At 59.0% G+C, this 26,529-nt stretch carries 27 protein-coding genes and 1 other RNA gene; 13 read left to right on the top strand and 15 right to left on the bottom strand.

Going from position 1 to position 26,529, the window contains the following annotated elements; translation table 11 throughout:
* Positions 1 to 3 precede the first annotated feature (3 nt).
* Positions 4 to 1,386, top strand: coding sequence for an oxygen-independent coproporphyrinogen III oxidase (gene hemN, locus V0R59_RS00880; protein ID WP_330074189.1), 1,383 nt, complete (start codon positions 4 to 6; stop codon positions 1,384 to 1,386).
* Here hemN and V0R59_RS00875 read toward each other — a convergent pair.
* Positions 1,383 to 1,769 (bottom strand): hypothetical protein, encoded by a 387-nt coding sequence (locus V0R59_RS00875; RefSeq protein ID WP_330074188.1) that lies wholly within the window; start codon positions 1,767 to 1,769, stop codon positions 1,383 to 1,385. The genes hemN and V0R59_RS00875 overlap by 4 nt on opposite strands.
* A gap of 229 nt (positions 1,770 to 1,998) precedes the next feature.
* On the opposite strand from V0R59_RS00875, the gene fnrA reads away from it, so the two are divergent.
* Together fnrA and V0R59_RS00865 are read left to right on the top strand one after the other, a co-directional pair.
* Entirely contained in the window at positions 1,999 to 2,733 is a 735-nt protein-coding gene (gene fnrA, locus V0R59_RS00870; RefSeq protein WP_330074187.1) for a Crp/Fnr family transcriptional regulator FnrA, read from the top strand.
* 56 nt (positions 2,734 to 2,789) lie between these two features.
* Positions 2,790 to 3,338, top strand: a complete 549-nt coding sequence (locus V0R59_RS00865; protein WP_330074186.1) for an adenine phosphoribosyltransferase — start codon at positions 2,790 to 2,792, stop codon at positions 3,336 to 3,338.
* Between the two features lie 99 nt (positions 3,339 to 3,437).
* Here V0R59_RS00865 and recR read toward each other — a convergent pair whose 3' ends face one another.
* The 4 genes from recR to V0R59_RS00845 all read right to left on the bottom strand — a co-directional run bounded on the left by recR (position 3,438) and on the right by V0R59_RS00845 (position 7,220).
* Entirely contained in the window at positions 3,438 to 4,040 is a 603-nt protein-coding gene (gene recR, locus V0R59_RS00860; RefSeq protein WP_330074185.1) for a recombination mediator RecR, read from the bottom strand.
* 95 nt (positions 4,041 to 4,135) lie between these two features.
* A complete protein-coding gene (locus V0R59_RS00855) occupies positions 4,136 to 4,462 on the bottom strand; it encodes a YbaB/EbfC family nucleoid-associated protein (RefSeq protein WP_075802553.1) in 327 nt (108 codons plus the stop codon).
* Between the two features lie 60 nt (positions 4,463 to 4,522).
* The gene (gene dnaX / locus V0R59_RS00850) at positions 4,523 to 6,562 is read right to left on the bottom strand and encodes a DNA polymerase III subunit gamma/tau (RefSeq protein ID WP_330074184.1); all 2,040 of its coding nucleotides are present in this window, start codon (positions 6,560 to 6,562) and stop codon (positions 4,523 to 4,525) included.
* A gap of 184 nt (positions 6,563 to 6,746) precedes the next feature.
* Positions 6,747 to 7,220 carry a DUF2938 domain-containing protein gene (locus V0R59_RS00845; protein WP_330074183.1) on the bottom strand — a complete coding sequence of 158 codons (474 nt, stop codon included), beginning with the start codon at positions 7,218 to 7,220 and terminating at the stop codon, positions 6,747 to 6,749.
* A gap of 85 nt (positions 7,221 to 7,305) precedes the next feature.
* Between V0R59_RS00845 and V0R59_RS00840 the strand changes: the two genes are divergently transcribed.
* On the top strand, positions 7,306 to 7,683 hold the full coding sequence (locus V0R59_RS00840; RefSeq protein ID WP_330074182.1) for a helix-turn-helix domain-containing protein: 378 nt from the start codon (positions 7,306 to 7,308) through the stop codon (positions 7,681 to 7,683).
* 18 nt (positions 7,684 to 7,701) lie between these two features.
* On the opposite strand, the gene V0R59_RS00835 is transcribed toward V0R59_RS00840, so the two are convergent.
* Complete coding sequence (locus V0R59_RS00835) at positions 7,702 to 8,301, bottom strand: YajG family lipoprotein (RefSeq protein WP_330074181.1); 600 nt, start codon at positions 8,299 to 8,301, stop codon at positions 7,702 to 7,704.
* A gap of 238 nt (positions 8,302 to 8,539) precedes the next feature.
* Between V0R59_RS00835 and V0R59_RS00830 the strand changes: the two genes are divergently transcribed.
* Positions 8,540 to 8,824, top strand: coding sequence for a hypothetical protein (locus V0R59_RS00830; RefSeq protein ID WP_330074180.1), 285 nt, complete (start codon positions 8,540 to 8,542; stop codon positions 8,822 to 8,824).
* A 17-nt stretch (positions 8,825 to 8,841) separates the two neighbouring features.
* On the opposite strand, the gene V0R59_RS00825 is transcribed toward V0R59_RS00830, so the two are convergent.
* On the bottom strand, positions 8,842 to 9,759 hold the full coding sequence (locus V0R59_RS00825; protein WP_330074179.1) for a LysR family transcriptional regulator: 918 nt from the start codon (positions 9,757 to 9,759) through the stop codon (positions 8,842 to 8,844).
* Between the two features lie 101 nt (positions 9,760 to 9,860).
* Here V0R59_RS00825 and V0R59_RS00820 point away from each other — a divergent pair, with 101 nt between their 5' ends.
* Both V0R59_RS00820 and V0R59_RS00815 read left to right on the top strand, forming a co-directional pair.
* Complete coding sequence (locus V0R59_RS00820) at positions 9,861 to 10,613, top strand: SDR family NAD(P)-dependent oxidoreductase (RefSeq protein WP_330074178.1); 753 nt, start codon at positions 9,861 to 9,863, stop codon at positions 10,611 to 10,613.
* Positions 10,614 to 10,714: 101 nt separating this feature from the next.
* Positions 10,715 to 10,960: a hypothetical protein gene (locus tag V0R59_RS00815; protein ID WP_330074177.1), complete on the top strand. Its 246-nt coding sequence runs from the start codon at positions 10,715 to 10,717 to the stop codon at positions 10,958 to 10,960.
* A gap of 241 nt (positions 10,961 to 11,201) precedes the next feature.
* Here the strand turns inward: V0R59_RS00815 and V0R59_RS00810 are convergent, their stop codons facing one another.
* The gene (locus V0R59_RS00810; RefSeq protein WP_330074176.1) at positions 11,202 to 12,020 is read right to left on the bottom strand and encodes an HDOD domain-containing protein; all 819 of its coding nucleotides are present in this window, start codon (positions 12,018 to 12,020) and stop codon (positions 11,202 to 11,204) included.
* A 502-nt stretch (positions 12,021 to 12,522) separates the two neighbouring features.
* Between V0R59_RS00810 and V0R59_RS00805 the strand changes: the two genes are divergently transcribed.
* Positions 12,523 to 12,765 (top strand): hypothetical protein, encoded by a 243-nt coding sequence (locus tag V0R59_RS00805; RefSeq protein WP_330074175.1) that lies wholly within the window; start codon positions 12,523 to 12,525, stop codon positions 12,763 to 12,765.
* A gap of 117 nt (positions 12,766 to 12,882) precedes the next feature.
* Here V0R59_RS00805 and V0R59_RS00800 read toward each other — a convergent pair whose 3' ends face one another.
* Both V0R59_RS00800 and V0R59_RS00795 read right to left on the bottom strand, forming a co-directional pair.
* On the bottom strand, positions 12,883 to 13,659 hold the full coding sequence (locus tag V0R59_RS00800; RefSeq protein WP_330074174.1) for a hypothetical protein: 777 nt from the start codon (positions 13,657 to 13,659) through the stop codon (positions 12,883 to 12,885).
* A gap of 2 nt (positions 13,660 to 13,661) precedes the next feature.
* Positions 13,662 to 13,988: a cyclic-phosphate processing receiver domain-containing protein gene (locus V0R59_RS00795; RefSeq protein ID WP_330074173.1), complete on the bottom strand. Its 327-nt coding sequence runs from the start codon at positions 13,986 to 13,988 to the stop codon at positions 13,662 to 13,664.
* 552 nt (positions 13,989 to 14,540) lie between these two features.
* Between V0R59_RS00795 and V0R59_RS00790 the strand changes: the two genes are divergently transcribed.
* The 5 genes from V0R59_RS00790 (at position 14,541) to V0R59_RS00770 (ending at position 19,190) form a co-directional block, all read left to right on the top strand.
* A complete protein-coding gene (locus V0R59_RS00790) occupies positions 14,541 to 14,783 on the top strand; it encodes a hypothetical protein (protein WP_330074172.1) in 243 nt (80 codons plus the stop codon).
* Between the two features lie 138 nt (positions 14,784 to 14,921).
* Entirely contained in the window at positions 14,922 to 15,290 is a 369-nt protein-coding gene (locus V0R59_RS00785) for a hypothetical protein (RefSeq protein ID WP_330074171.1), read from the top strand.
* Positions 15,291 to 15,393: 103 nt separating this feature from the next.
* The gene (locus V0R59_RS00780) at positions 15,394 to 15,822 is read left to right on the top strand and encodes an EVE domain-containing protein (RefSeq protein WP_330074170.1); all 429 of its coding nucleotides are present in this window, start codon (positions 15,394 to 15,396) and stop codon (positions 15,820 to 15,822) included.
* A 901-nt stretch (positions 15,823 to 16,723) separates the two neighbouring features.
* On the top strand, positions 16,724 to 17,092 hold the full coding sequence (locus V0R59_RS00775; protein WP_330074169.1) for a hypothetical protein: 369 nt from the start codon (positions 16,724 to 16,726) through the stop codon (positions 17,090 to 17,092).
* Positions 17,049 to 19,190, top strand: a complete 2,142-nt coding sequence (locus V0R59_RS00770) for a P-loop NTPase (protein ID WP_330074168.1) — start codon at positions 17,049 to 17,051, stop codon at positions 19,188 to 19,190. Before V0R59_RS00775 ends, V0R59_RS00770 begins: the two co-directional genes overlap by 44 nt.
* Before the next feature lie 298 nt (positions 19,191 to 19,488).
* On the opposite strand, the gene V0R59_RS00765 is transcribed toward V0R59_RS00770, so the two are convergent.
* From V0R59_RS00765 to zipA, 5 genes are all read right to left on the bottom strand, one after another.
* The gene (locus V0R59_RS00765; protein ID WP_330074167.1) at positions 19,489 to 21,438 is read right to left on the bottom strand and encodes a hypothetical protein; all 1,950 of its coding nucleotides are present in this window, start codon (positions 21,436 to 21,438) and stop codon (positions 19,489 to 19,491) included.
* Positions 21,439 to 21,467: 29 nt separating this feature from the next.
* Positions 21,468 to 21,845, bottom strand: coding sequence for a hypothetical protein (locus tag V0R59_RS00760; protein ID WP_330074166.1), 378 nt, complete (start codon positions 21,843 to 21,845; stop codon positions 21,468 to 21,470).
* Between the two features lie 290 nt (positions 21,846 to 22,135).
* Positions 22,136 to 22,232: signal recognition particle sRNA small type (gene ffs, locus V0R59_RS00755), an RNA gene on the bottom strand.
* A 773-nt stretch (positions 22,233 to 23,005) separates the two neighbouring features.
* Positions 23,006 to 25,363, bottom strand: a complete 2,358-nt coding sequence (ligA, locus tag V0R59_RS00750; RefSeq protein WP_330074165.1) for an NAD-dependent DNA ligase LigA — start codon at positions 25,361 to 25,363, stop codon at positions 23,006 to 23,008.
* Between the two features lie 228 nt (positions 25,364 to 25,591).
* Positions 25,592 to 26,467, bottom strand: coding sequence for a cell division protein ZipA (gene zipA, locus V0R59_RS00745; RefSeq protein ID WP_330074164.1), 876 nt, complete (start codon positions 26,465 to 26,467; stop codon positions 25,592 to 25,594).
* Positions 26,468 to 26,529 lie beyond the last annotated feature (62 nt).

Below are 26,529 nucleotides of genomic sequence, written 5' to 3'. Positions count from 1 at the left end.
ACCATGCACGATGCCCTCCAATGGGACGCCGCCCTGATCCGTCGCTACGATCTGGCCGGCCCGCGCTACACCTCCTATCCGACCGCGGTGCAACTGCACAGCGAGATCGGCTCCTTCGACCTTCTCCACGCCCTGCGTGACAGCCGCCGCGCGGCGCGTCCGTTGTCCCTCTACGTGCACGTGCCGTTCTGCGCCAACATCTGCTACTACTGCGCCTGCAACAAGGTCATCACCAAGGACCGCGCCCGCGCCCAGCCCTACCTGCAGCGCCTGCAACAGGAAATCCAGCAGATCGCCTGCCATCTCGACCCCGGGCAGACGGTCGAGCAACTGCACTTCGGCGGCGGCACCCCGACCTTCCTCAGCCACGTCGAACTGCGCGAGCTGATGGCCCACCTGCGCCAGCACTTCAACCTGCTGGACGACGATTCCGGCGACTACGGCATCGAGATCGACCCACGCGAGGCCGACTGGTCGACCATGGGCCTGCTCCGCGAGCTGGGCTTCAACCGCGTCAGCCTCGGCGTGCAGGACCTCGACCCGGCCGTGCAGCGGGCGATCAACCGCCTGCAGAGCCTGGAACAGACCCGCACCATCATCGAGGCCGCGCGCACCCTGCAATTCCGCTCGATCAACCTCGACCTGATCTACGGCCTGCCCAAGCAGACCCCGGAAGGCTTCGCCCGCACCGTCGACGAAGTGATCAAGCTGCAGCCCGACCGCCTCTCGGTGTTCAACTACGCGCACCTGCCCGAGCGCTTCATGCCCCAGCGGCGCATCGACGCCAGCGACCTGCCGGCCCCGGCGATGAAGCTGGAGATGCTCCACGCCACCATCGAGCAACTGACTGGCGCCGGCTACCGCTACATCGGCATGGACCACTTCGCCCTGCCCGACGACGAACTGGCCATCGCCCAGGAAGAAGGCACCCTGCAACGCAACTTCCAGGGCTACACCACCCACGGCCATTGCGACCTGATCGGCCTGGGCGTGTCCTCCATCAGCCAGATCGGCGACCTGTACTGCCAGAACAGCAGCGACCTGGCCGAGTACCAGAATGCCCTCGACGCCGCGCAACTGGCCACCAGCCGCGGGCTGATCTGCAACCAGGACGACCGCATCCGCCGGGCGGTGATCCAGGACCTGATCTGTCATTTCGAGTTGAGTTTCGAGCGTATCGAAAGCCTGTTCAGCCTCGACTTTCGCGGCTACTTCAAGGACCTGTGGCCAGCGCTGGAAGGCATGGCCAAGGACGGCCTGATCGAGCTGCGCAGCGACGGCATCAGCGTGCTGCCGGCCGGCCGCCTGCTGGTGCGCTCGGTGTGCATGGTGTTCGACGCCTACCTGGACCTGAACAATCGCCAGCGCTTCTCGCGGGTGATCTAAGGGGTCAGGAACTTCATAGCTTTGGTCACCTGGTCGGGGCTCAGGCTGGCCTGGCTCATGGCCCGGACCAGGCCGAAGTTGAGGGTGTTGAGCGAGGCGGACAAGGCGCTGACCCGGGCCTGCAGGGCCGCGGTCTTCTTCTGCATTTGCACCGGATCGAGGGAACGGTCCCGCATCAACGCCTGGAGCTGGCGGTTGGCCTCGGCCAGTTCCTTCTGCAGTTTGCGAATCATCTTGAGCAACTGACGAACGGACTCCGGCAGCCCGCTTTCGTCGATATCGCTATCCGCCTGGTGTTTGCTGGAGATTTCCAGGCCTTTGAGGGACAGGTTGACGCGAATCCCTTCGGCGGGCGTCGCAGTCTTGCCCGAGGCCTCTGTCACGGGGCTGGAGCGAGTATCGGACGGATTGGCAGGAAGCGTCTGGCTAGTCGTTTTACTGTCGACGGTCAACATGGCCGGGCCTGCCCTGGGAGATGATTCATGACGTTTTATCGGCGTCAAAGCCGCGAACTTGAGCGAAAGCCGCACCAACACAGAGCAAGCTGGCCTACAGTAGCCCGGCTGGGTTACCCTTGCGTTCTATGTGTGCTTTCCCACAAGGATCGATGAAATGTCTGAGCCAGTTAAACTGCGCCCTCACAACCAGGCTCATTGCAAGGATTGCAGCCTGGCGCCACTGTGCCTGCCGCTGTCGCTGAACCTGGAAGACATGGATGCACTGGATGAAATCGTCAAACGCGGGCGACCCCTGAAGAAAGGCGAGTTTCTGTTCCGGCAGGGCGACAACTTCGGCTCTGTCTACGCGGTGCGCTCCGGCGCCCTGAAAACCTTCAGCCTGAGCGACGGTGGCGAAGAGCAGATCACCGGCTTCCACCTGCCCAGCGAGCTGGTCGGCCTGTCCGGCATGGACACCGAGACCTACCCGGTGTCGGCCCAGGCCCAGGAAACCACCTCGGTATGCGAGATTCCCTTCGAGCGCCTGGACGAGCTCTCGGTACAGTTGCCACAGCTGCGTCGCCAGTTGATGCGGGTGATGAGCCGGGAAATCCGTGACGACCAGCAGATGATGCTGCTGCTGTCGAAGAAGACCGCCGACGAGCGCATTGCTACCTTCCTGGTCAACCTGTCGGCGCGTTTCCGTGCCCGCGGCTACTCGGCCAACCAGTTCCGCCTGAGCATGTCGCGCAATGAGATCGGCAACTACCTGGGCCTCGCGGTGGAAACCGTGTCCCGCGTGTTCACCCGCTTCCAGCAGAACGGCCTGATCGAGGCCGAGGGCAAGGAAGTGCGGATCGTCGACCCGATCCAGCTTTGCGCGCTGGCCGGTGGTGCGCTGGAAGCCTGACTTCTGCGTTAAACGGGTATACTGACTGGCGTTTTGCCCACCAGGATACCCGTTCCATGCCCAGCGAAAGCTTTGATCTGAAATCCCTCATCCGCCCGGTCGTGGACTTCCCCAAGCCCGGCGTCATCTTCCGTGACATCACCCCGCTGTTCCAGTCGCCCCGGGGCCTGCGCCATGTCATGGACCAATTCATCGAACGCTACGTCGAGGCCGAGTTCAGCCATATCGGCGCGATGGATGCCCGTGGTTTCCTGATCGGCTCGATCATCGCCCATGAGCTGAACAAGCCGCTGATCCTGTTCCGCAAGCAGGGCAAGCTGCCGGCGGACGTGCTCAGCCAGGGGTATCAGACCGAATACGGCGAAGCGTTCCTGGAAGTGCATGCCGACAGCCTGTGCGAAGGCGACCAGGTGCTGATCTTCGATGACCTGATCGCGACCGGCGGAACCCTGCTGGCCGCGGTGAACCTGGTGCGGCGCATGGGTGCGGCGGTGTATGAAGCGGCGGCGATCATCGACCTGCCGGAGCTGGGCGGCTCGCAGAAACTGCGCGAGGCGCAGGTGCCGACCTTCTGCCTGACCGAGTTTTCGCTGAGCGAATACTGAAACACAGGATTCCTCTGTGGGAGCGGGTTCACCCGCGATGGCGTCAGTGGATTCACCATCGTCATCGCGGGTGAACCCGCTCCCACAGGGATCCAGGCACTAAAGCGAGATCGGCTTGCGCCCCGCAAACGAGTGAGCCAGGGTCCCGCCATCTACCAACTCCAGCTCCCCACCCAGCGGCACGCCATGGGCGATGCGCGACGCCACCAGCCCCTTCTCCACCAGCAACTGCGCGATGTAGTGCGCGGTCGCCTCGCCTTCCACCGTCGGGTTGGTCGCCAGGATCACCTCGGCAAAGGTCCCCTGCTCGTCGATCCGTGCCATGAGCTGCGGAATGCCGATGGCCTCGGGTCCCAGCCCATCCAGCGGCGACAGATGCCCCTTGAGCACGAAATAGCGCCCGCGATACCCCGTCTGCTCCACGGCATACACATCCATCGGCCCTTCCACCACGCACAACAGCGTGTCGTCCCGCCGCGGATCGGCGCACTGCGGGCACAGTTCCTGCTCGGTCAGGGTGCGGCACTGGCGGCAATGCCCTACCCCGTCCATGGCCCTGGTCAACGCCTCGGCCAGGCGGGTGCCGCCGCTGCGGTCGCGCTCCAGCAACTGCAGGGCCATGCGCTGGGCGGTTTTCTGACCCACGCCCGGCAAGGTGCGCAGGGCGTCGATCAACTGGCGGATCAGGGGGCTGAAACTCATGGTAATGGGCCTGGCAAATCAACGAATGGTGAGAAACGACGGTGGGAGCGACAGCCTCGCGGCCGTGCTCCCACCGGTGTGCAGCGGATACCGTCTTAGAACGGCATCTTGAAGCCTGGCGGCAGTTGCATGCCGGCAGTCATGCCGCCCATCTTTTCCTGGCTGCTCTGCTCGACCTTGCGCACGGCGTCGTTGACGGCGGCGGCGATCAGGTCTTCGAGCACTTCCTTGTCTTCCTGCATCAGGCTGTCGTCCAGGCTGATGCGCTTGACGTCATGACGACCGGTCATGACCACGCTGACCAGGCCGGCGCCGGATTGACCGGTCACTTCGGCGTTGGCCAGTTCTTCCTGCATCTTGGCCATCTTTTCCTGCATCTGCTGCGCCTGCTTCATCAGGCCGGCCATGCCACCTTTCATCATGAGAATCACCTCGGTAGTTGTTGAACGCACCGCACACAGGGCGCGGCGCTGGATATACGGTTATTCGCCCTGGGTCACCACGGCATCGACAGGTTCAATAGTATCGTGGCGCACGCTGGCACCGAACTTCTGGATCATCTGCTGGATGAACGGGTCGTTCTCGATCGACTCCTCCGCCTCGCGCTGGCGGTTGGCCCGCTTGCGCGCCGCCGCCTGGGCCGGGGTTTCCTGCTCGGGGCGGATCAGCTCGATGCTCAGGTTGAGGGTGCGGCCCAGGTGCTGGTTCAGCGCGTCGTTCAGGCGCCGCTGCTGGGTGGCGTTGAACAGTGCGCTGTGGTTCGGGTCCAGGTGCAGCAGCCAGTTGTCGCCCTCGGCGCTGATCAGCGTGCAGTTGGCGGCGATGCTGCCGGTCATGCCGGAAATCGGCAGGTGCGGGAACAGCTCCAGCCATTGCAGGGCCAGGCCGGTGGCCGGCTGCGCAGCAGGCTCGGGTTCCGGCTCGGCGGCCGGCTCGTCGCTGAGTTCGGCGGCATGCTCGGTGGCCAGTTCGTCCAGGTAGCTGAAGCCGGCCGGATCGAGGTCGCTCGGGTAGTAGTCGTCATCCGGCGGCGGCTCGTCGTCGCGATCCATGCCGGCGGGGCTGTAGCCGTGGTCGTCCAGCGGTGGTTCTTCACGCGGGGCGGCAGGCTGCGCGGCGACCGGGGCGGGCTCGGGCTGCGCCGGGGCGACGGGCGCGGGGACCGGGTCTTCCCAGGGCAGGTCGATCACTTCCTCGACGGGCTCGGGCGCGGCTTCGACCACAGGCTCGGGCTCGGGCTCGGGCTCAGGTTCCGGCTCCGGTGCAGGAGGCGCCTCGACGACCGGAGCTGGAGCTGGAGCTGGAGCTGGAGCTGGAGCTGCCACAGGCTGGGCAACTGGCGCGGCGACCGCAACCGGGGCCACCGGTGCCGGGGAATCAGTCGTGGCCTGGCTGATCCCCACTGGCTTTAGCGTCGTGCCCGGGGCATCGCCGCTGTCTGCTGGGCGGAAGGCCAGCATGCGCAGCAACACCATCTCGAAGCCGCCACGGGGATCCGGCGCCAGCGGCAGGTCGCGACGGCCGATCAGGCCCATCTGGTAGTAGAACTGCACGTCCTCGGCCGGCAAGGCCTGGGCCAGCGCCAGCACCTTGTCACGGTCGCCCTGGCCGTTGTCCACCGCTTCCGGCAGGGCTTGGGCGATGGCCACGCGGTGCAGCACATTGAGCATTTCCGACAGCACGCCGTTCCAGTCCGGCCCCTGCTCGGCCAGATGGCGCACGGCTTCGAGCAGCGCCCGGGCATCGCCTTCCAGCAAGGCCTGGAGCACGCCGTAGACCTGGCCGTGATCGAGGGTGCCGAGCATGGCGCGGACATCGGCGGCGAGCACCTTGCCCTCACCGAAGGCGATGGCCTGGTCGGTGAGGCTCATGGCATCGCGCATCGAACCGTCGGCGGCGCGGCCGAGCAGCCACAGGGCGTCGTCCTCGAACGGCACATTCTCGACGCCGAGCACATGGGTCAGGTGCTCGACCACGCGCTCGGGGGTCATGTTCTTCAGGGAAAACTGCAGGCAGCGGGACAGAATGGTCGCCGGCAGTTTCTGCGGGTCGGTGGTGGCGAGGATGAACTTTACATAGGGCGGCGGCTCTTCCAGGGTCTTCAGCAAAGCGTTGAAGGAATGGCTGGAAAGCATGTGCACTTCGTCGATCAGGTAGACCTTGAAGCGCCCGCGGCTTGGCGCGTACTGCACGTTGTCGAGCAGTTCGCGGGTGTCCTCGACCTTGGTCCGGCTCGCGGCGTCGATCTCGATCAGGTCGACGAAACGGCCCTCGTCGATCTCCCGGCATACCGAACAGGTGCCGCAGGGGGTCGAGGTGATGCCGGTTTCGCAGTTGACGCACTTGGCGATGATCCGCGCGATGGTGGTCTTGCCCACGCCGCGGGTACCGGTGAACAGATAGGCATGGTGCAGGCGCTGGTTGTCCAGTGCGTTGATCAGGGCCTTGAGCACATGGGTCTGGCCGACCATTTCGCGGAACGAGCGCGGACGCCATTTACGTGCAAGGACCTGATAACTCATGAAAAACGTCGCAACCTGAACGAGCGGGGATAAGCCGCTAATGCTAGCGGAGCGGGGGCAAAATTGCATCCTGCCATTCGTGTGCGCCGCGAACCCTGCAGGAGCGGGTTCACCCGCGATTGCCATGGTGAATTCACTACAGCAATCGCGGGTAAACCCGCTCCTACAGGGTCCGCGGTGCTTTTCAAGTGAGGTGCGCAGCAGCCCAGGCCGACAGGTACAGCCCACAACCGAACACCGCATGGGTCAGCAAACTCCGCGCCCGATTCCGCCACGGCGTCGGCGTTCTACTGGCAAACAACCCCGCCCCCATGGCCGGCTGCATCACGCACAGCGGCGCCAGCACGGTGGCGATCCCGAAGATCAGTGCCGGCCCCGGTGTCGGCGCCTGCAACCACCGCTCCCCGGCCAGCAGCACCAATCCGGCCGCGAACAGCAGGCCGATCGCGTAATGCAGCACCCAGCCCCAGGCCAGCTCATGGGCAACCGGCGCGCTTTTGGCAATGCCCTGGTGATACACCCGCCCGCGCAACAGATGCCCGGCCCAGCGCCCGAGCATGGCGTAGTTCAGCGTGGTGACGCCCAGCCGCTTGAGCAACAGCGTCCACAGGTCCATCACCAGCGTGGCGCCAACCCCGATCAACACAATGGAAAACATGGCAAAACCCCTCGGCACATTGACGAAAAACCAACTTGCCGAGCACGATAGAAGTTGAAGTCAACTTCAAGTCAAGGGTACGAACATGGACATCGCCGACGTCGCCAAACGCACCGGAGTACCGTCCTCGACGCTGCGCTACTACCAGAAGATCGGCCTGCTCCAGTCACTCGCCGGCGCGGGTCAGCGCCGCCAGTTCGCGGCAGATGTGCAAGACCGCCTGGCGCTGATCGCCCTGGGCCAGGCGGCGGGTTTCTCCCTGGAGGATGTGGGCACGATGCTGGTCAACCTGCAGGTGGACCGGCAGAAACTGCTGGACCGGGCCGACGAGATCGACGCCCAGGTCAAGCGCCTGCAGGCGATGAGCAAGGGCCTGCGGCATGCAGCAGAGTGCCCGGAAGAGGATCATCTGGCCTGCCCGACGTTTCGCCGGTTGATGAAAGTATCGTTGTTGAAGCGCTGACGTCAGGGACTTCAACAGCTAACGGCTGTGCTGGTCATCCTCACGAGTAACGGACGACAAGGCCCGCGTCACGTCGGGAGCATCGATCGCCTTGCGCAGTACAAAGGCGCCCGCAGCGATCACGTTCTCCACCGGACCGCTGCCTTTGACGTCTTCGGAGGCCAGTACCTTACCCTGATCATCGACAACGGCCAGGCCCACGTCGAAATCGAAACGGACGTTGAAATAGGCGTCCATCTTCCACTCGCGCAACGTGAGGACCAGCAACTTCTGCCCGGCCGGGGCCGTGACGCTGCCATTGCCCGGCGCAGCGGTCACATGCGCCTTGGCCAGTCCGGTACGCACGGCCTGGGCGAGGTCATCGGCCAGCGGCAAGCCCGACGTGGTATTCACGTTCCACGGGTTGTAATAGAGGCCACGGATGCGCCCGACGAAGGTCGGTTTCTTTTCAAGGGCCAGAACGTAGGGCCGCTGATCAACCACCTGCACTTGCACCGGTGTTGTCGAGCGCACTTTCAGTGGCGGGCTGGCCAGGCGGTAATCGATGGTCTGGCCGATGGCACAACCGCCCAGGGTGACCAGGGCGGCAGCAAGTACGAGGAATCTCAGGAACGGCATTTTCAAAGTCCATTTGATCGGGGCGGCGATTGTACGCTGCGGCCAGCCTGGACGCGGAAAAATGCAGTGAAGGGGAGGCTTCCGCCTGCATGCCACCAATGAATGATCGACCTCGACGAAGATCCCGCCGCTGCGCGGCAGGCAGGTCTTGCGCACCGGCCGCAACAGTCAGGGCTGGTAGCACGGCGCTGACTATACTCACCCGCGCGCTCCCGCACCCGAATCGAGGAACTGCAACATGAAGACGCTCTCATTCATCGCCTCACTGGCGCTTCTGGTCTCGTGTTCCGCCCAGTCGGCCGACCAGAATGACGGCAACAACACGGCCTCGGACAAGGCCGCCGTCAGCGCGTGCAAAAGCGCCCTGGCGCTGAAGAAATCGGTCAATGCGGTGTATGTGCTGCCCATCAGCCATGTGCGGGCGGGCGATGGCTACGAAGTCTTCCTGAGCCATGATGGCGAGCAATGGCTGTGCATGACTGATGGCTACAACAATGTCAGCCAGTTGGAAAAACGGGGCTGAAACGTGTTTCCAGCCCCCTACTCTCCGCAGCGCCAGACCGGCTCCGACAGGTGCTCATGGAAAAAGTCCGAGAGCGCCCTGATCTTCGCCGGCCGCGTTCGCGCCGAGGGCGTCACGAAGTACAAACCTCCCCGCGTCATGCTCCACTCTGGAAGGAGCCTCTCAAGACGCCCGTCAGCCAGGTACTCGCTGGCGATGAACTCGGGCAGTTCCGAGATGGCGAGCCCTTCCAGCAGCACCGGCAGCAGCGCATCCGAGTTGGTGACCCGCAGCGGCCCGCTGGGCACCACGTCCTCTTCCGCCCCCGACGCATCGGTAAAGCGCCACACCTGACTGCGGGCGCGGTAGGCATAGCTGAGACACGGCGCATCCACCAGGTCCCTCGGATGCTGCGGACGGCCGTGCTGCTCCAGATACGCCGGCGATGCCACCAGCACCTGCGAGACGGCGCAGAGCCGCCTGGCGACCAGCGAGGAATCGGGCAACGCCGCAATCCGCAGCGCCGCATCGAAACCCTCTGCCACCAGGTCCACCGAGGCATCGGACAGGTGCAGATCGATGGACAGTCCGGGGTACTGGCGAATCAGCTTCGGCAGCAAGGGCGCCACCCACCTCAACCCAAACGACATCGGCACCGCCAGCCGCACCTGCCCACGGGGCTGCACCGACAACTCCATGGCCTCCCCTTCGACCTCCTCGGCCTGGCGATAGATCTCGCTCGCCTTGCCGACCATGCTGTGCCCGAACTCGGTCAACGACAGTTGCCGTGACGTGCGGTTGAACAGCCGCCCGCCCAGGCGCTCTTCAAGCCGGGCGACAGCCCGTGAAACCGTAGGCACCGAGACGCCCATGACCCGCGCCGCCGCCGCGAACGACCCTTCTTCCGCCACCTTGGCGAACATCGCCAGCCCTTCAAAATCCGGAAGTTTGCTCATTTCATTTCTGCAACGATGACTTTCAAACGATTCTATTTTGGATTTCCCTGATCGTCGATACGCTTCTCCCACCGAAACAGACAACCTCTTGGAGAAGCAACATGAACGGCAAACTTGAAGGCAAGATCGCAATCGTCACCGGCGGCACCAGCGGCATCGGCCTGGCCACCGCCAGACTCTTCGCCACTGAAGGCGCCACCGTCTACGTCACCGGCCGGCGCCAGGCCGAACTGGACGCCGCCGTGGCACAGATCGGCAACGCCACCGGCGTGCAGGTCGACTCTTCGAAGCTGGAGCAACTGGACGCCTTCTACCAACGGGTAAAGGCTGAACACGGCCGCATCGACGTGCTGTTCGCCAACGCCGGCGGCGGCTCGATGCTGCCGCTGGGCGAGATCACCGAGGCGCATTACCACGACACCTTCGACCGCAACGTGAAGGGCACGCTGTTCACCGTGCAGCAGGCGCTGCCGCTGCTGGCGCAGAACGCCTCGGTGATCCTCACCGGCTCCACCGCAGGCAGCTCCGGCACCCCGGCATTCAGTGTGTACGCCGCCTCCAAGGCCGCCGTGCGCGCCTTCGCCCGCAACTGGATCCTCGATCTGAAAGACCGCAACGTGCGGGTCAACACCATCAGCCCGGGCGCCACCCGCACCCCGGGCCTGGTGGAACTGGCAGGTCCCGATGCCGCGCAGCAGCAAGGCCTGCTGGATTACCTGGCTTCGCAGATTCCGCTGGGTCGCGTCGGCGAGCCGGAAGAAATCGCCAAGGCCGCGCTGTTCCTGGCGTCCAGCGATGCCAGCTTCGTCAATGGCGCGGAGCTGTTCGTGGATGGTGGCCAGGCGCAGATCTGAACTCAAGACGAGCAGCCCGCCGGGCTGCTCGTTGCGACCCCGGACGCAAGCGTGATAAATGCAGTCGCTACGAACAGCAACCAGGACGGCCCGGACCCGCGATGAGGATTATCGATACCGAACGCAGAAGCTTTATTCCGCTGAGAATCGCTTACTTGGCAGTGACGGTGATCGTGCTGGTCGTCACGGCGATATTCCTGCTTGATAAAGGCTTCTGGGGCGTCCTGGCGTTCTTCTGTGTGAATACGCCTTTGCTGGTCATCTCCGTCTACTGGAAAGACGACAAGTTGAAGCGCTTCAATGAAACGGTGAACGAGCTGTCCCAGATTCTCTGGCCGTTCAGCTGACCATCGAGTGTGGCTTCCCAGCGAAGGCATGGGTATCTACACAACTTTTGCCAAGTACAGGTCCGGCGGAGAGCGCGATTTCTGTAGGAGCGGATTCATCCGCGATCGGCGGCGAAGCCGTCGCAAAACCTGAGTCCCGAATCTTTCTGGCACACCGAGAGCACTAGAAATGACGAGAAAAGGGCAGATCCATTTCCACCAGCCGCATCCCGCCGGGAAATGGACCTGCCCCTTCTTCAGCTCAAGCGAGGAAGTCAGCGAACGCCTTGTCCTGCTCCAGCACCACCGGCAACTTCTCGAACAACCCATCCAGATCGACGCCTTCGAACAACGGCCCGCCCAACGCATTGCGCGCCTCGACGCCCGGCCCGCCGTGCTGCTCCAGCGCATCACAGATTTCCATGGCCTGGGCGATGATCCGCGCATAGGGCTGCCCGTCCGGCGCCTGGTGCGGCTGTGCCTGGTAGCGGATGGCCGACTGGATGGTCTGCGGCAGGTTCCAGCGCTTGCCCAGTTCCGCGCCGACTTCCGGGTAGCCGAAGCCCAGTTGCTGGGTTTCGCTGGCGGCGCGGCTGGTGGTGCCGCTGGCGCCCTTGATCCGCGCAGCGTACTCCGGTGCACCGGTCTGGATCAGCAGCTCGCCGATGTCGTGCATCACCCCGCAGGTGAACGCCACCTCACCGTCCAGCCCGGCCTGGCGGGCCAGCAGGCGGCTGATACTGGCGACCTGGAAGCTGCGCCCCCAGAACAGCTTCAGGTCGAAGCCCGGCGCCGACTTGAACGCCCCAGTCACCGCCGACGCCAGCACCAGGGTGCGCAGCACGTTGAAGCCCAGGCGCATGGCCGCGTCCTCGATGCTCGCCGACTCCCGCGCCCCCTTGAAGCGCGCCGAGTTGGCCAGGCGCAGCACCTTGGCCGCGATCACCGGATCGCGCTCGATATTGCGCGCCACCTTCTCGACGCTTTCGTTGGGGTTGTCGAACTGCTGGGCCAGTTCCAGGGCGACCTGGGGGATGCTGGGAAGACTGTGTAATTCCGCGAACAACTTATCGATATCCATGGCAAAGCACTCCTGCGTCCGTTGGAGAGCTTTTACGATAGGCAATATTTTCGGGAGTGCACGGTGTTGCCGACGACTGAGGCAAAGGACCGCTCGTTGCTCGGTGGGCGGCCAGAGTCCGGGGGAGCCATTCACCTGGAAGGCCGCCTGAAACGACCCTCAGCCACGCCATAACTTGTTGCATTTGGCGCTGAAACTTCCCACATCTCCGACTTTCTTGTAGGCAATTTCCCAAGCATACTCCCCCACCCCGCTTGGCGGTTGCGCCTCATGGAAACGGTACCTACTCTTCGCCGGTCGTTGCCAAATCGACGACACGGATTAGCAGTCCGTTGAAATGATGAATCACCAGCAACCTTCTATGGCGGCTGTACGTGTGGGCACCTTCGGGTGCGCCGGATTTGCTCATTTCACCGGTCTGCTAACCCGCGTACAGTCGCCACCCATCGTTTAGCAGCGAGGCGAGTGGCGAATTTCATTGATGAAATGAGGAAACACCGCCATGAAAAAGCTCGTCCCCGATCCGCCCGCAACCCTCTGCATCAGCCCTGACCTGTCTCATGAAGAAGCCATCCGCAGGGCTGAGGAATACCTGAAGAAAGCACTCCACCTCGCCGGCTCGTTACCCGACCCGATTGAAGAGCGATACCAGATCATGCAAAGCGATGCGCTGCTGGACTTGCGGATCGCCAAGGCATTTCTGAGTGTCGCACTGTCTCCTTCAACGGAAGCGGTGCCGGTATGAACGAAGGCCGCGGGGTTTGACTCCGCGGCCTTCTTGTCGCGTTGATAAGGGAAAACGCAGAAATGGGGACCTATCAGTTTCCAATTCGCCCCTTTTCAGCCAACTTTTACTTATAAATCAGGTCGCGACTGCAGCGTTATGATGCCAGGCATTTATCTCAGAGATAATTCCCCACTGACCACTCCGAGCAAGATATGCAGGATGGTATGTTCTGAAGCTCAGAACCGGAAGCTTGGGATGCCAGAGCATGGACGTTTTTTCAACCTCATAATCCTCAAACCCCACAAGTTCAACACCGGGGAAAATTGAGTACAGATGAGAATTGTAATTTGGACCTGTAAAAAACATTACAGACGTCGGAGCAAGCGCTTCAATCTCGGCAAGCAAAAGAGCAGAACCCGCATCACGCAACAGCGCAGCCTCTTCGGCACTCGCATTTTCGTAAACGCTGCCGTTGTCCAGCGCCATTCTAAAAAGATTGGTCCATAGAACGGCTGTTTCCGGGCCGTCAATCTCTTCGCCCAAAGCGGTTCGAACGCTACGATAAGCCCGCCAGAAAGGGCTGTTGTAATTTCCAGGCTGGTGTCGAGCAAACTCGAACGCCTGATATCCAGCAGTCAGCGCTTGAACGCTGTTATGCGTTTTTTGAAAATCCAGAAAATTTTCAATTGGAACTTCAAGCCCTGGAAAAAACTCTCCGGGGTACCACTCCCATCCCAGCGTTTCTTGCCCAACCACCAGAACACGTTTTTTAGCGTTTACCCACTTATCTGAAACACTCAGCAGCAGCGGCGGCGATGCCCTGACAGCAAGATGCTCTGGCAGTGACACATTATTTTTAAAGTTCTCATAAAGAGAATTCAATGAACCCTGAACGTTATCCCTCACACCCATCATTACTTCCTCTCAACACGATTCTTCAAATGTTCTGATGCCGCATGCAGCGTTGCGATTGACGCTACTCCAGCCAGCATCCGCTGCGCGGCGGCCGGGTTTGCAGAATGAACGAAAATCTGCGGTGGCTCAAAGCCATGTAGAGCGACTGCATGCTCAATCCAAACGATTACGTCATAGCCGGTTCCATGCCGATCATCACCCAGATCATGATCAAGGCTCACCGCCTCAACCTGGCCGGTGCGAAGCAGGCTGATAACCTCATCCGGCCAGTAAGCACGCAGCCAGCCCTCCGGGGTGGGGCGGTTATCGTCCAGGAAAATCTTCATCTCGCTCATCCATCAAATACAGGAATCAGCGGAAGCCCTTTGAGGGGGCGATTTGCGTCAGTTCAGATGGATTTTTTTGCTCGGATTTTCAGCTCACGGTCGTCCTTTGGAGAAAGGTGAAGAAAACGGGGTGTGTCTCCAGTCACCTCCACCGCTGAAAAACAAATCGGTCTCCTTTTCGCCGCAGAGGGCACTCACCTGAAAGCATGTCCGAAACGCCCCTACTCCTCGCCACAACTTGTAGCATTTAGCGCAGAAACTTCCCGCATCTCCGACTTTCTTGTAGGCAATTTCCCAAGCATACTCCCCCACCCCGCCTGGCGGTTGCGCCCCATGGAAACGGCTCCTACTCTTCGCCGGCCGTTGAAAAACAACGGTCGGATCTAGCAGTCCGAAATATGGTCGCAACAGCTCGCTTGTCATGGCGGCTGTGCGTGTGGGCACCTTCGGGTGCGCCGGTTTCCATATTTCCGGTCTGCTAACCCACGTACAGTCGCCACCCACTCGTTTAGCAGCGATCGGTGGTGAACTCACCAAATATGGAGATTCACCATGAAAAAGCTCGTCCCCGATCCACCCGCGACCCTCTGCATCAGCCCCGGCCTGTCTCATGAAGACGCCATCCGCAGGGCTGAGGAATACCTGAAGAAAGCACTCCACCTCGCCGGCTCGTTACCCGACCCGGTTGAAGAGCGATACCAGATCATGCAAAGCGATGCGCTGCTGGACTTGCGCATCGCCAAGGCGTTCCTGAGTGTCGCACTGTCTCCTTCGACGGAAGCGGTGCCAGTGTGAACGAAGGCCGCGGGGTTTGACTCCGCGGCCTTCTTGATCCTTTCTGCATACGTCACGCAACCATGAGCGGTAAAGGAGATGATGGCATTTAGCCTTTTCGCGAGATAAGCTCAGGCTTCACGACACTCAAGGAAGGCTATGAACAAGTTCGTTGCTGTTATCGGCATGTGTTTCCTCCTCGGCGCTTGCGCCACTTCCCATTTCAGCGCAGGCCGTGATTTCTCATCGGCAAACGTGGCCAGCATCAGCAAAGGCAAGACCACGACGGCAGAGTTAAAAGCACTTTTCGGTGAGCCCTACACCAAAAGCGCGGTGAGCGACACGGACGAGAAGTGGATCTACATGTACACCAGTGGCTCTGCTCACGCTCAGAGCTATGTGGTGACAATGAAGGTCAACACCACTGGCACGCAAAAGACCCTAGACGTTTTGATTCGTAATGATGTGGTCGTCAACTACACGTTCAGTGAAGGGCCTGCGCCGGGTACCAGCACCGCGACCTATTGATGGTGGAAAAGGGGAGCCGTAAATCTGCTCCCATTTTCCACAGAATACCCCCCACTGGGGAACCTATTGATAGCCCGACTCCACACATGACAGAGACTATCAGATGAATGTGTTCGTTTTCCAAAGCGTTCCAGAGCGGTTCGATCTCCGAAAAGCTGTGCAGCCTGGGCAGACTGATACTTGGTATGCCACGCGCTATCGAAACGAAATGCAGCCGGGAGATCTAGTATTTTTCTGGATGGCTGGTGATGAGCACTTTCGTGGTCTGTACGGATGGGGATTACTTACTTCTAGTCCATACCTGAAAAGCGGTTGGGACAGCCACGGAGTTGATGTAAGGTACGAGGCGAAGTTTGCCAAGCCCATCCTGGCCAAGACTATCCGTAACGACGAAGTTCTTGCGGAAATGCTGATTTTTCGAGCCCCTCAAGCAACTAATTTCCTCTTATCCGCACATCAAGCGAAGCGATTGATCCGCGTCATTCATAGTCGAGGTGAGGAAGCACCAGATTTTGGGGAGATTGACGCATGACACCACCTAAGGCGCCCGAAAGTCGGAATTCGACAATTGATACGATCAAGACCCCTTTGAGCTTTTTAGTACTCGGGTTCTTAGTCGTAGATGGAACAGTAGCGTCTCTTGCGTTGGCCTTGCCTGAATTTCGCCATCTCCTTGTGTGGACCGTAATAATTTCAATTCCGCTTTTTGTTATTACTGTTGTGGGTTTGGCGATTTGGCGACCAGAGGCCTTGCGCGGGGACCGCCCGCTGCACGAAACCCAAGCAAATCAATTTGCAAGTGACCTGTACTTAGCACTCGACGGTTCGCTTAGAAACCTTGAGCCACTGGAACGCGCCGAGGCATGGCTAACTGTTGCAGATGTAGTAACAAGCGGAAGCCAGGTGGACGCCAGCTATTCCCGGTTCTGTGTAACAGTCGCTACGAGACTTAAAACTCTCGCCAACTTAAAAAGTCGGCCGATCAATACAAGAGGCCCTATTGATTCTTAGTGACGTGGAGATGAAACTGAAAAGCCAACAAGGAAAGGGCACGGACCGATAGTTATTGCCTTTTGCGGGAGGGGTGCGCTCGAAAGGGCAGACAACCAAGCTTTTACCTTCGTTATCCAATAATCAGCTCTTGGTAACCAGTATTTTTCCTGGCATCTCCAGGCCGCCAACTTCAGGCTCTTGAGCATGTTTTGCGGAGTTCCCCAGGTCGCTTGAATAGTCGCATTCGCCTTCAAAAAATATGTGGTCGAAAGATAAGCGGTGTGAATGGCGACATCAAAAAAAACGCTCCATCCACCTCACGACTATTCATTGTTAAACCGAGGTTTGATAGCGCTCAACAGAATAGGCTAGGCGGTCTTAAAAAGTACTTTATCACAGAAGAAATCCAGCTTAAAAACACGTAAACAGGAGTTCATGAAATGGAATTAATAGATAAATTTGGTTTTACCCAAGAGGATGCTCTTCTAATAGTGGCGTCAGTTGCGAACAATGCCGTAAATTTATTGCTAGGTGCAGGTGGTAGCTATGGAGCGACCGGGGGAGACGGTGTTTCTCTCAAAGGCGGCATTGACCTTGCAAAGGAACTCAATGCAAATTTTAAACTTGGCTTAGACAAAAGCGAAGAAGAAAATTTGCCACTTGTATATGGTGACATAAAAAGCTCCGACAAAACCAAAGCGCCCCTCAATTCATTCTTACGCTCACGCTTTACCGGATGCCAACCATCATGGCAAAAAAAATTACATGATTTTCGATGGAAACGGATCTGGACCTTTGAATATAGATGACATAATCGAGCAATCAAAGGAAAGAGGCAAAAATCCAAAACTAGAATCTTATGTTTGGTGCGACCTATATCGCCCAAGACCACTTGACAACAATGTTCTCCAAGTTATTTATCTACATGGAAAGGCATCCAACCTCAACGACCAGCCAGACCATCTAATTTTCTCACTTAAAGAGTATGCCTCCAAGAACGAAAGCTCACCAGGGTGGCACGCCGAGTTCAGATCAGAGTGGGTAAAAAAGCCATTCATTGTTTGCGGAGCTCGCCTCCAAGAAGAATTTGATTTAATCACTGTTCTAGAGTTTGGGAATTTGTCTAGGGAGCGCGGCGGCTGCCCCTCAGTGATAGTACTCAGCAGCATGACTGAAGGCCAGCGCAACCGCTTTATTCGACAAGGACTTATACCTGTACAATCGCTAGGCAGCGATTTTTTTGAAAGTTTACACGCCGATGTATTAGAGTACCAATCACAGTTCCATGCTGAGTCTCCTCAAACTCGCGCCGCAAGAGAAGAGATTCGAGCAAAATTCAAAAAACTCTCTATCGAAGAGCTCCCCCCTAAAAAACTCCTAGACTTTTACTCCTCCGCCGAAACTCAGTGGCCTCATATTCTTCAAAAATTAGACGCAACGCTAAGCGGCAGCGTAGATAGCACAGCATGGCTAACCAATCAGTCCAAAAGCAATGTCCGTATAGCCCTATATCACGGAGGATCTGTTAGCGGCAAGTCTTCATCAGCTCTACGCACAGCTTACAACCTGCTCGAGCGAGGATATGAAATTTACCAATTCAGAGGAGAAGAACGATTCAAAGAGCAAGATCTAGTTGAATACAGCAAGACAGGAAAAGTTGTTTTCTTGTTTGATGACTGCGCAGATCTATCCAATTCAATCAAAGCAGTTATAAACAATGCAAAAGAAAAAAACATCACAATCAAGATAATCGCAACCTGCGACAGCTATCGACTTCGTGCAGTAAGGGCGGACATAATCGAGGCCGACCGATTGGAGATCCCACTTCAACCACTGCCCAAGAAAGACTTTCTGAGCATATTTATCAAAAGAAGCGAAAAGGGGCGACTAGGAACAAGAAGCGGTCTCTCACTCAGCCGAGCCTGGAAAGAGTTCGACCGAAACTACAATAGTCAGTTACTTGAATGGCTTGAGAGTCTGGAAAACGCACACTCTTACCGGACGGCGATCACTGATATGCTCGAGAATCCAGGATCGCTGCCAAGAGGAGCAATTCCATTGATAGTGGCTGCAGCTGCTGTCCATCGACTTGGCTATTCATTACCATTCGACATCGCTGATAGCTTTGTCTCTACCGGAAATGCGGAAAAGCTCTTTGATGAGGACAGCCCAATAAATCAAATTGGATATATGGACAGCAACGGTCTGAGACTCCGAAGCAGCGCTTTCTCAGAGTATGTATGGAAACTGATAACCACAGAACAAAAATACTCTATAAGCATTGCAATTGTAAAAGGCCTAGCCCCCCTCGTAGTCCCCCAAAGCATAGCACGTAGATCCTTGGCATATCTGATTGTTCGCGGACTCATGGATCACGACCTAATTAAAAGAGACCTAGGAAAAATAGCTGACAAGTGGTATGCCGAGTTAGAGTCCGTATGCGGCTGGAACGCACGATTTTGGGAGCAGCGCGCACTTCTCGCGAGCAGCAATGATCAAGAGAGCTTGGCATACTCATACGCGAAAAAAGCTGTTTCTGTTCTTGAGCACGACTCATTCCCCCACACAACGCTGGGAAAAGTTTGCGTCAAAATCGGAGTATCTAGAAAAGATCAAGTTGGTGTATCTCGTTTCTGGGAGGGGGTAGATGAGCTAAAAATATCTAGAGATCTTTCTGCTAGCAACGGTTTGGAATGGGAGCACCCATACATTACTTTCTTCACCTATGCTCTGCGAGCCGTCGTTTCGCCTCACTTTGAACAGGAGCGTGAAAAACTATCAGCTCACTGGAATATATGGATGAAAGCTGCCAAGCATTCAGAAACCCTCGTTTTTGATGACGAAGGACGCTCACAACTCGAAGAGTTCCAGCGACAGTGGCTTAGCAGAACAGTAACTGTTAGCTAACCGTACCGCCGTGAGCAAAACGCTCACGGCGACACCACCCTCATGGTAGTCTCCAAACCAATTACCCCCAGCTTCGAGATCCTGGCTCATAAAAAACCAATCACCTCCAAGAAACAGCGAATAACATTACCCCATGCAGCATAGAGAAAAGGGGACACGGAGAAAAGGAGACGACGAGAAAAGGGAAAAGTGGACAAAGTTATTTTCAAACCACTCCCTCAAAATAAATCTTCCCCTTTTTCACCTTTGCTCTTTTTTGCAGCCCGAACTGCAAACCAAGACACTAGGAAAACCTCAATCATTGGATAAATACGTTACGAAACCTCTGAGCATCGTGGTGTGCAACCCAGTCAAGCACCTTATAAGGCACATAAAGCCTCCGCCTAGCTCGGGAAATAGCGATGTAGACTGCGCAAATACGCTGATCGAATTCATACACGTCCTTGAATTTCAAAGTTGTAAGCAATCCAGGAGTAAGAAGCACATCGTCGAACTCCATACCTCCAGCATCTTCGGCCCTCATCAACATGCAGCTTTTCCCAATTTGACCTACCAGAGCACCCATTCGGGTTACATCTGCCACCCTGAAGCCTTTCTCCAGCTCGGCCTCTACCCACAGAAACGAATCGTCAAACTGGTTGGCATCCCGCACTTGCTGCCAATTCATCCACTCATTGAAATATGGATGCGATGCTTCTTTGCCCTGCTGGTGAAAGCGTGGATTGAACAATCCGATAGCCGTGATCATAAAGCGCCAAAGGTTACTCTGCGCTTGGCTGGAGTAGAAGCTGAACGGGCACTCTAGATCGCGCAACTGCATTGCCCACTTCATGGTGTCCCACAAAGACGCCGTTAGGATGATGCAACCCTCTGGCGGCATGAAGCCTTCGGGATACTCTTCAATACCCACATCAGCATGTCGGGATCCCTCGAAAGAATCCTTGGTTTTCTGCGAATGACGGGAAATCAGCGGGTTGACCAAGTCTTCAATATTACGGCCAGATCGCACAGAGAAACCGACTGTGCTCTGACGAACAGACTGCAGCCGGGCTGCAACGTCGTTGTCTCCGTGTTGGTACTCATCCCCCAGAGTGACTACCACCTGGCGCCCGCGCTCCAGGATTTGCAGTAATGACGCAGGGACATCTTGGCTTTCATCGATTAGCACATGCGAATAGCGAGGCGATACAGAGCAACCTGCCAAGCTTGCGCGCTTAATCATCAGTAAAACTTCAATTCCAGTGTGGCGCGCCCACTCCGGGTTAGCTTGAAGATATGTCCAGATTCGACTTGAGTACTCCAACAATATCATGGTGTCGGCATCGGACAGAGATTGGTGCAACTGAGGTGTGTGCTTGGCCGACAGCGTGTAGTCCCGTGAACGGCAATAAAGCTGGAGCATTTTCAAGCAGATATCTATCGTCGCCAATGGATCGTGTGATCCTAGACCGATGATATTCAGTTCTTGGGCGACCTTTTGCTTGCTCGCCCCTGATCCCGCAATCGCAGGACGAGCGATCTTTCGCTGGTACAAGACCCATACAAACTTGCGAAAAGTGCTGCAGGTCAGCTCTGAGGTATTGCTCTTCATGCGCTTGCGCAGGGTCGCCAGCTTTTTCTCAGTACGAGCCAGCACCAACGTCTGCTCCGGCCTCAAACATTCGACCAGAGCTCCTATCAAGTGGCTTTTTCCGATGCCGGCGTAACCTTGAACATGCAGATGCTCGTCGAGGTTAGCCCTGAAGGTTCGGACCAGGTGATCCTGTGCACTGCTTAACCAGCGCTCGTCATGGCCAGGCGTTACCATCTGGCGACGGAAAGGATGATGATGGCGGGCGTGACGGTGTTTGAACTCGACATCCCACTTTCCGCTGGACAGCAGATATTCCTGGGCGACGATTTCGTCGGCCATCAAGAAGCGCAGCTTCGATTTCTTGATCGCCTCTATGCCGAAATACAGCTTATTAGGGTCGAACAGACGCTTTGCTTCTGACAGCAGTCCTGGATTCGTCGGACTTGTGTTGTCCACCGACCAAGCGAGAAGCTTGACGAGGACTCGCTCCGCCGCCGCCGCAGTGAGGCTTGTTTCGTCGCTCTGCGCCAGATTTTGGATGACCAGCAACGCCGCTAGCTCGGGATCTGTCAGGATGTCGAGAGCATCCGGAGAGGCTTTGAGCAAACGGGTGCAGGTTTCCTCCGTGATCGGAAGGAACAGGTGGGTAGAGAGATCAAAATGTTCCGGCTGCATACAACCTCATGGCCATGATGGACCGCATTCTAGGACCCGCCTTCTTCAAACTCATCGTCGCGATCAAGGTAGTCGAGCTCCCGAATACCTGACGATCTAAGCAATAGCTCTGCGCGCTTGACCTCGTTCGGGTTTGGCAAAATGTTACGATCGTCCCTTAGCCACTTCAGTTCGGTCAACCTTGCTCGAATCGAGGCAGAAGGTACGCCCAAAGCGACACTTAGATCAGAGACGACCTTGTTCGCAGCGAGGATGTTCTCTTCTTGGTGGTCGACATAAATCCATCCGCGACCACGCCATTTGAGGTCGTAGTGATCTAAAAGCGGTTTCAAATAACGCGCCAGAACCTTCTCTTCCGACCATTGAGCACCCAATGCTTCATCGCACGAGCTATCAGATTCGCCCATACCAGCTCTCCTTAGAGGTAACTGCGAAAATTCGGAGAGTACCTTAGATCAGCCAATGACTGCTTGGGATGGGGCATCATCACTTTCTACACCGGTCGATGCATTCTGAAAAAAGGACCGGAGAAGGAAGGTGTCAAAGAACCAGACGGAAAATTAAAAGAGAGACTTGGGTAGGCGAAGGACCGAATACTTAGCAAGGCGTAATACTCAGATCTGCTTGGACACTAGCCTACTTCTGGATGCTTTGGGGAAGAGTTCCTTGAATTATCAAGGATCTAAAATGGAGGCGGCCCCACCAGCCACACCCCGGCACACAATGTTCCCGCTGTGGCTGCTCCCTTCCGGGCCTGACCAGGTTGACGGGTAATCGTTGCGGGGGGACCGATGGGGCCACCATTACGCAGCTCGTCAGGTGACGAGCCGCGCCATTGTACCGGTCTGCGGCAGAGTTACAACCTTTGGGTGAGAAAAAATCATCATTTCTCAAGGACTTGTCCCATTGGGGATGGGTATCTGCACATCTTTGGTGTGGGGCAACGTGGTCGGCGGCGCAGTCGTCGTAAATCCTGAGTCCCCGGGTTTGCCTGATACACCGAAGAGGCAGGTTTTGGGGCCGCTTTGCGGCCCTTCGCGAGCAAGCTCGCTCCCACGATCAGTGACGGCTCTCTGCTCGACAGCGCAGCCTGAAAGGCTGGGCGCCCCCCCACAGTTCATCGCGGGTGTCCGGCTATTTGCGTGCGGCAGGAAGATGTGTAGATACCCATGCCCTTCGGGCATGGGTTGCTGAGCGACAGGCCGCAGTGATTACTTCGGTGAATTCGCTACCGCTATCGCTGCATGGGTATCTACACATCTTCCGGTTTACCCAAACTACCGATGCGGCGCGGTCCAGGTAGGAGCTGCGTCAGCTGCGAAGGACCGCGCAGCGGTCCCAAAGCCATCCCGCACGGGCCTCTGACCCAGCCGCATCATGGATTCACAGCGCCCGATCTGCCGCGTTTCTCCAGGCCCATTGGATAGACAGGAGTTGGGACCGCTGCGCGGTCCTTCGCAGCTGACGCAGCTCCTACCCTGAGCGCGTCGACCATCGCTCGAGATGTGTAGATACCTATGGCTATCGCTGGCGCTGTCCACAAGATCGCGGCCGCCCTGTCGGAACGTCAGATGGCGATCCCCTGCCCCGCCAGAAACTCGACGAAGGCATCCTCATCCAGCACCTTGACCCCCAGCTCGTTGGCCTTGGTCAGCTTGGAACCAGCCCCCGGCCCCGCCACCACGCAGTGGGTCTTGCCGGACACCGAGCCGGCCACTTTCGCACCGAGGCTTTCCAGCTTGTCCTTGGCCAGATCGCGATTCATGCGCTCCAGGGTGCCGGTGAGTACCCAGGTTTGCCCGGCCAGCGGCAGGCCTTCGGCGGTCTTTTTCTCGCTGGCCCAGTGCATGCCGAACTCCAGCAACTGCGCTTCGATGGCGCGGGCGAGGTCGCGGTTGGCTTCGACCAGGAAGAACTCACGCACCGCTTCGGCCTGCTTGGCCGCCAGGGCCTGGCGCAGGTCGATGCCGTCGGCTTCGATGATCTTGTCCAGCGTGCCGAGCTTGGCTACCAGTTTTTCCGCACCGGTCGGGCCAACCGAGGCAATGTCGAGCTTGGCGATCATGCCGGCCAGGGTGGTGCTGGCGGCGAATTCGGCAGCAAGTTCGCCTTCGTCCTGCAACTGCATGCCGCAGTCGAGCAGTTGCTGGATGACGCTGCGGTTGTGCTCGTCTTCGAAGAAGTTGTGGATCTCGTAGGCGACTTCCAGGCCGATGTCCGGCAGGTAGGTGAGCACCTGCGGCAGGGCCTTCATCACCCGTTGCAGCGAGCCGAGCGAGCGGGCCAGGACCTTGGCGGTTTCCTCGCCCACGTCAGGGATGCCGAGGGCGTAGATGAAGCGCGCCAGGCCCGGACGCTTGCTGGCTTCGATGGCGGCCAGGAGCTTGTTGCTGGAGACCTCGGCGAAGCCTTCGAGCTCGACCACCTGTTCGTAGGTGAGGCGATAGAGGTCGGCCGGCGAGGCGATAAGCTTTTCGTCCACCAGTTGCTCGACGCTCTTCTCACCCAGACCTTCGATGTCCATGGCACGACGCGAGACGTAATGGATGATCGCCTGCTTGAGCTGCGCGGCGCACGCCAGGCGGCCGACGCAGCGGTACACGGCGCCTTCGCTGACGGTTTCCTTGCCCTTGCTGCGCTTGACCAGTTGGGTGCGCTCGACCTGGGAGCCGCACACCGGGCATTCGGTGGGGATCTGCACCGGGCGCACGGCCTCGGGGTCGCGGCGCTCCAGCACCACTTGCATCACTTGCGGGATGACGTCGCCGGCGCGGCGAATGATCACGGTGTCGCCGATCATCACGCCCAGGCGGGCGACTTCGTCCATGTTGTGCAGGGTGGCGTTGGCCACGGTGACACCAGCGACCTTGACCGGCTTGAGCCGCGCCACCGGGGTGACGGCGCCGGTGCGGCCGACCTGGAATTCGACGTCGAGCACTTCGGTGAGCTCTTCCATCGCCGGGAACTTGTGGGCGATAGCCCAGCGCGGTTCGCGGGCGCGGAAGCCGAGTTCGCGCTGCGAGGCGAGGCTGTTGACCTTGAACACCACGCCGTCGATCTCGTACGGCAGGTCGTTACGCCGGGCGCCGATGTCGTGGTAGTAGGCTAGGCATTCCTCGATGCCGGCGGCGTGCTTGAGCTCGCGGCTGATGGGCATGCCCCAGGCCTTGAGCTGCTGGAGTATGCCGATATGGGTGTCGCCGACCGGCGCGGATACCTGGCCGATGCCGTAGCAGCAGAATTCCAGCGGGCGGCTGGCGGTGATCTTCGAGTCCAGCTGGCGCAGGCTGCCGGCGGCGGCGTTGCGCGGGTTGGCGAAGGTCTTGCCGCCGATTTCGGCCTGGGAGGCGTTGAGTTTGTCGAAGCCGGCCTTGCTCATGAAGACTTCGCCGCGCACTTCCAGCACTTCCGGCCAGCCTTCGCCGTGGAGCTTGAGGGGGACGTTGCGGATGGTGCGGACGTTGACGCTGATGTCTTCGCCCGTGGTGCCGTCGCCGCGGGTGGCGCCCTGGACGAGCTGGCCGTTGCGGTACAGCAGGCTTACGGCGAGGCCGTCGAGCTTGGGTTCGCAGCTGTAGTCGACCGCCTGGCCGCCGCCGAAGAGGTCGCCGGCCGGGAGGTCGAGGCCTTCGGTGACGCGGCGGTCGAATTCGCGCAGGTCGTCTTCTTCGAAGGCGTTGCCGAGGCTGAGCATGGGGATTTCGTGGCGCACCTGGGTGAAGGCCGCCAGGGCCGCGCCGCCGACGCGGCGGGTCGGCGAGTCCTCGGTGACCAGGTCCGGGTGCTCGGCTTCCAGGGCCTGCAGCTCGCGGAACAGGCGGTCGTACTCGGCGTCCGGCACGCTGGGCTCGTCGAGGACGTAGTAGCGGTAGTTGTGCTGGTCGAGTTCGGCACGCAGTTCGAGGATTCGGGTTTCGGCGTTCATGGTTCGGGGTCTCTTGCGGAGCGGAAGAGCGGCCGGGTGGAGGGTCAGTTGGGCGGCGCGGGCCCTGTAGGAGCGGGTTTACCCGCGATTGCGGTGGTGAATTCACTATTGCAATCGCGGGTGAACCCGCTCCTACAGGGTCCGGTGGTGGGCTCACTACCTCTGTAAGCACAAGGGCCGCTTAGCGGCCCCTGTGGTTTCAACTGACTGGCATCGGCCAGGCTGTTCTTAGCGTTTCTGGGTCAGGGCGCGGCGTTCGAATTCGACGATGCGCTGACGGTAGTGTTCGATCGTCTGGGCGGTCAGCACGCTGCGCTGGTCGTCCTTCAGCTCGCCATCCAGTTCGTGGGCCAGCTTGCGGGCGGCAGCCACCATCACGTCGAAGGCCTGCTTCGGATGACGCGGGCCCGGCAGGCCGAGGAAGAAGCTCACGGCGCGGGTGCTGAAGTGGTCGATGTCGTCCAGGTCGAACACGCCCGGCTTCACGGCGTTGGCCATGGAGAACAGGACTTCGCCATTGCCGGCCATGCTTTCGTGGCGATGGAAGATGTCCATCTCGCCGAAACGCAGGCCGCTTTCAAGGATGTTCTGCAGCAGGGCCGGGCCCTTGAAGCCGCTTTCGTCGCGGGAAATCACGCTGATCACCAGCACTTCCTCGACCGGTGGCAGCTCCTTGCCTTCGGCAGCGGTGCCGTAGCCGGTGGTCGTGGTGGTGCGCGGTTTTTCCGCCGGGAAGTCGTCGTCTTCGTCGGCGAACAGGTCAGGCTCGCGCGGTTCGGCGCTGAGGTTGAGGTCGCCCTGTTGCGGCTCGTTGCCACGCTTGCCGCGCTTGTTGTTCTTGCCCGGCTTGGGCTCGCGCACCGGCGCGCTCATGGACGGCAGGTCGTCCTCGTCGAGCTGCGGTTCCTGGTGCGTCTCCAGCACGCGGGACGGGCCGAGCACTTCGGCATTGTTTTCTTCGTCGGGAAGATTGGAGAAACTGCGATCCAGACGGAATTTCAACTTGCCCTTGCCACCGCGCATGCGGCGCCAGCCGTCGAAGAGAATACCGGCTATGACAATGATGCCGATGACGATCAGCCATTCGCGCAGACCGATTTCCATGTAATCCCGTGCCTCTGTAAAAAATGCTGAAAAATAAAAGGGTTAAAACCCTTTAAAACGTG

It is taken from the genome of Pseudomonas ulcerans (assembly GCF_036324125.1).
Lineage (GTDB): Bacteria > Pseudomonadota > Gammaproteobacteria > Pseudomonadales > Pseudomonadaceae > Aquipseudomonas > Aquipseudomonas ulcerans.
The sequence above is the reverse complement of the archived record's forward strand: the minus strand, read 5'-3'. Positions and strand labels throughout refer to the sequence as shown.

Bases quoted from the DNA above. Each gene is read 5' to 3' on its own strand.
- hemN (WP_330074189.1), top strand. From the start codon at position 4: ATGCACGATGCCCTCCAATGGGACGCCGCCCTGATCCGTCGCTACGAT.
- fnrA (WP_330074187.1), top strand. From the start codon at position 1,999: ATGTCTGAGCCAGTTAAACTGCGCCCTCACAACCAGGCTCATTGCAAG.
- V0R59_RS00865 (WP_330074186.1), top strand. From the start codon at position 2,790: ATGCCCAGCGAAAGCTTTGATCTGAAATCCCTCATCCGCCCGGTCGTG.
- recR (WP_330074185.1), bottom strand. From the start codon at position 4,040: ATGAGTTTCAGCCCCCTGATCCGCCAGTTGATCGACGCCCTGCGCACC.
- V0R59_RS00855 (WP_075802553.1), bottom strand. From the start codon at position 4,462: ATGATGAAAGGTGGCATGGCCGGCCTGATGAAGCAGGCGCAGCAGATG.
- dnaX (WP_330074184.1), bottom strand. From the start codon at position 6,562: ATGAGTTATCAGGTCCTTGCACGTAAATGGCGTCCGCGCTCGTTCCGC.
- V0R59_RS00845 (WP_330074183.1), bottom strand. From the start codon at position 7,220: ATGTTTTCCATTGTGTTGATCGGGGTTGGCGCCACGCTGGTGATGGAC.
- V0R59_RS00840 (WP_330074182.1), top strand. From the start codon at position 7,306: ATGGACATCGCCGACGTCGCCAAACGCACCGGAGTACCGTCCTCGACG.
- V0R59_RS00835 (WP_330074181.1), bottom strand. From the start codon at position 8,301: ATGCCGTTCCTGAGATTCCTCGTACTTGCTGCCGCCCTGGTCACCCTG.
- V0R59_RS00830 (WP_330074180.1), top strand. From the start codon at position 8,540: ATGAAGACGCTCTCATTCATCGCCTCACTGGCGCTTCTGGTCTCGTGT.
- V0R59_RS00825 (WP_330074179.1), bottom strand. From the start codon at position 9,759: ATGAGCAAACTTCCGGATTTTGAAGGGCTGGCGATGTTCGCCAAGGTG.
- V0R59_RS00820 (WP_330074178.1), top strand. From the start codon at position 9,861: ATGAACGGCAAACTTGAAGGCAAGATCGCAATCGTCACCGGCGGCACC.
- V0R59_RS00815 (WP_330074177.1), top strand. From the start codon at position 10,715: ATGAGGATTATCGATACCGAACGCAGAAGCTTTATTCCGCTGAGAATC.
- V0R59_RS00810 (WP_330074176.1), bottom strand. From the start codon at position 12,020: ATGGATATCGATAAGTTGTTCGCGGAATTACACAGTCTTCCCAGCATC.
- V0R59_RS00805 (WP_330074175.1), top strand. From the start codon at position 12,523: ATGAAAAAGCTCGTCCCCGATCCGCCCGCAACCCTCTGCATCAGCCCT.
- V0R59_RS00800 (WP_330074174.1), bottom strand. From the start codon at position 13,659: ATGGGTGTGAGGGATAACGTTCAGGGTTCATTGAATTCTCTTTATGAG.
- V0R59_RS00795 (WP_330074173.1), bottom strand. From the start codon at position 13,988: ATGAAGATTTTCCTGGACGATAACCGCCCCACCCCGGAGGGCTGGCTG.
- V0R59_RS00790 (WP_330074172.1), top strand. From the start codon at position 14,541: ATGAAAAAGCTCGTCCCCGATCCACCCGCGACCCTCTGCATCAGCCCC.
- V0R59_RS00785 (WP_330074171.1), top strand. From the start codon at position 14,922: ATGAACAAGTTCGTTGCTGTTATCGGCATGTGTTTCCTCCTCGGCGCT.
- V0R59_RS00780 (WP_330074170.1), top strand. From the start codon at position 15,394: ATGAATGTGTTCGTTTTCCAAAGCGTTCCAGAGCGGTTCGATCTCCGA.
- V0R59_RS00775 (WP_330074169.1), top strand. From the start codon at position 16,724: ATGGAATTAATAGATAAATTTGGTTTTACCCAAGAGGATGCTCTTCTA.
- V0R59_RS00770 (WP_330074168.1), top strand. From the start codon at position 17,049: ATGATTTTCGATGGAAACGGATCTGGACCTTTGAATATAGATGACATA.
- V0R59_RS00765 (WP_330074167.1), bottom strand. From the start codon at position 21,438: ATGCAGCCGGAACATTTTGATCTCTCTACCCACCTGTTCCTTCCGATC.
- V0R59_RS00760 (WP_330074166.1), bottom strand. From the start codon at position 21,845: ATGGGCGAATCTGATAGCTCGTGCGATGAAGCATTGGGTGCTCAATGG.
- ligA (WP_330074165.1), bottom strand. From the start codon at position 25,363: ATGAACGCCGAAACCCGAATCCTCGAACTGCGTGCCGAACTCGACCAG.
- zipA (WP_330074164.1), bottom strand. From the start codon at position 26,467: ATGGAAATCGGTCTGCGCGAATGGCTGATCGTCATCGGCATCATTGTC.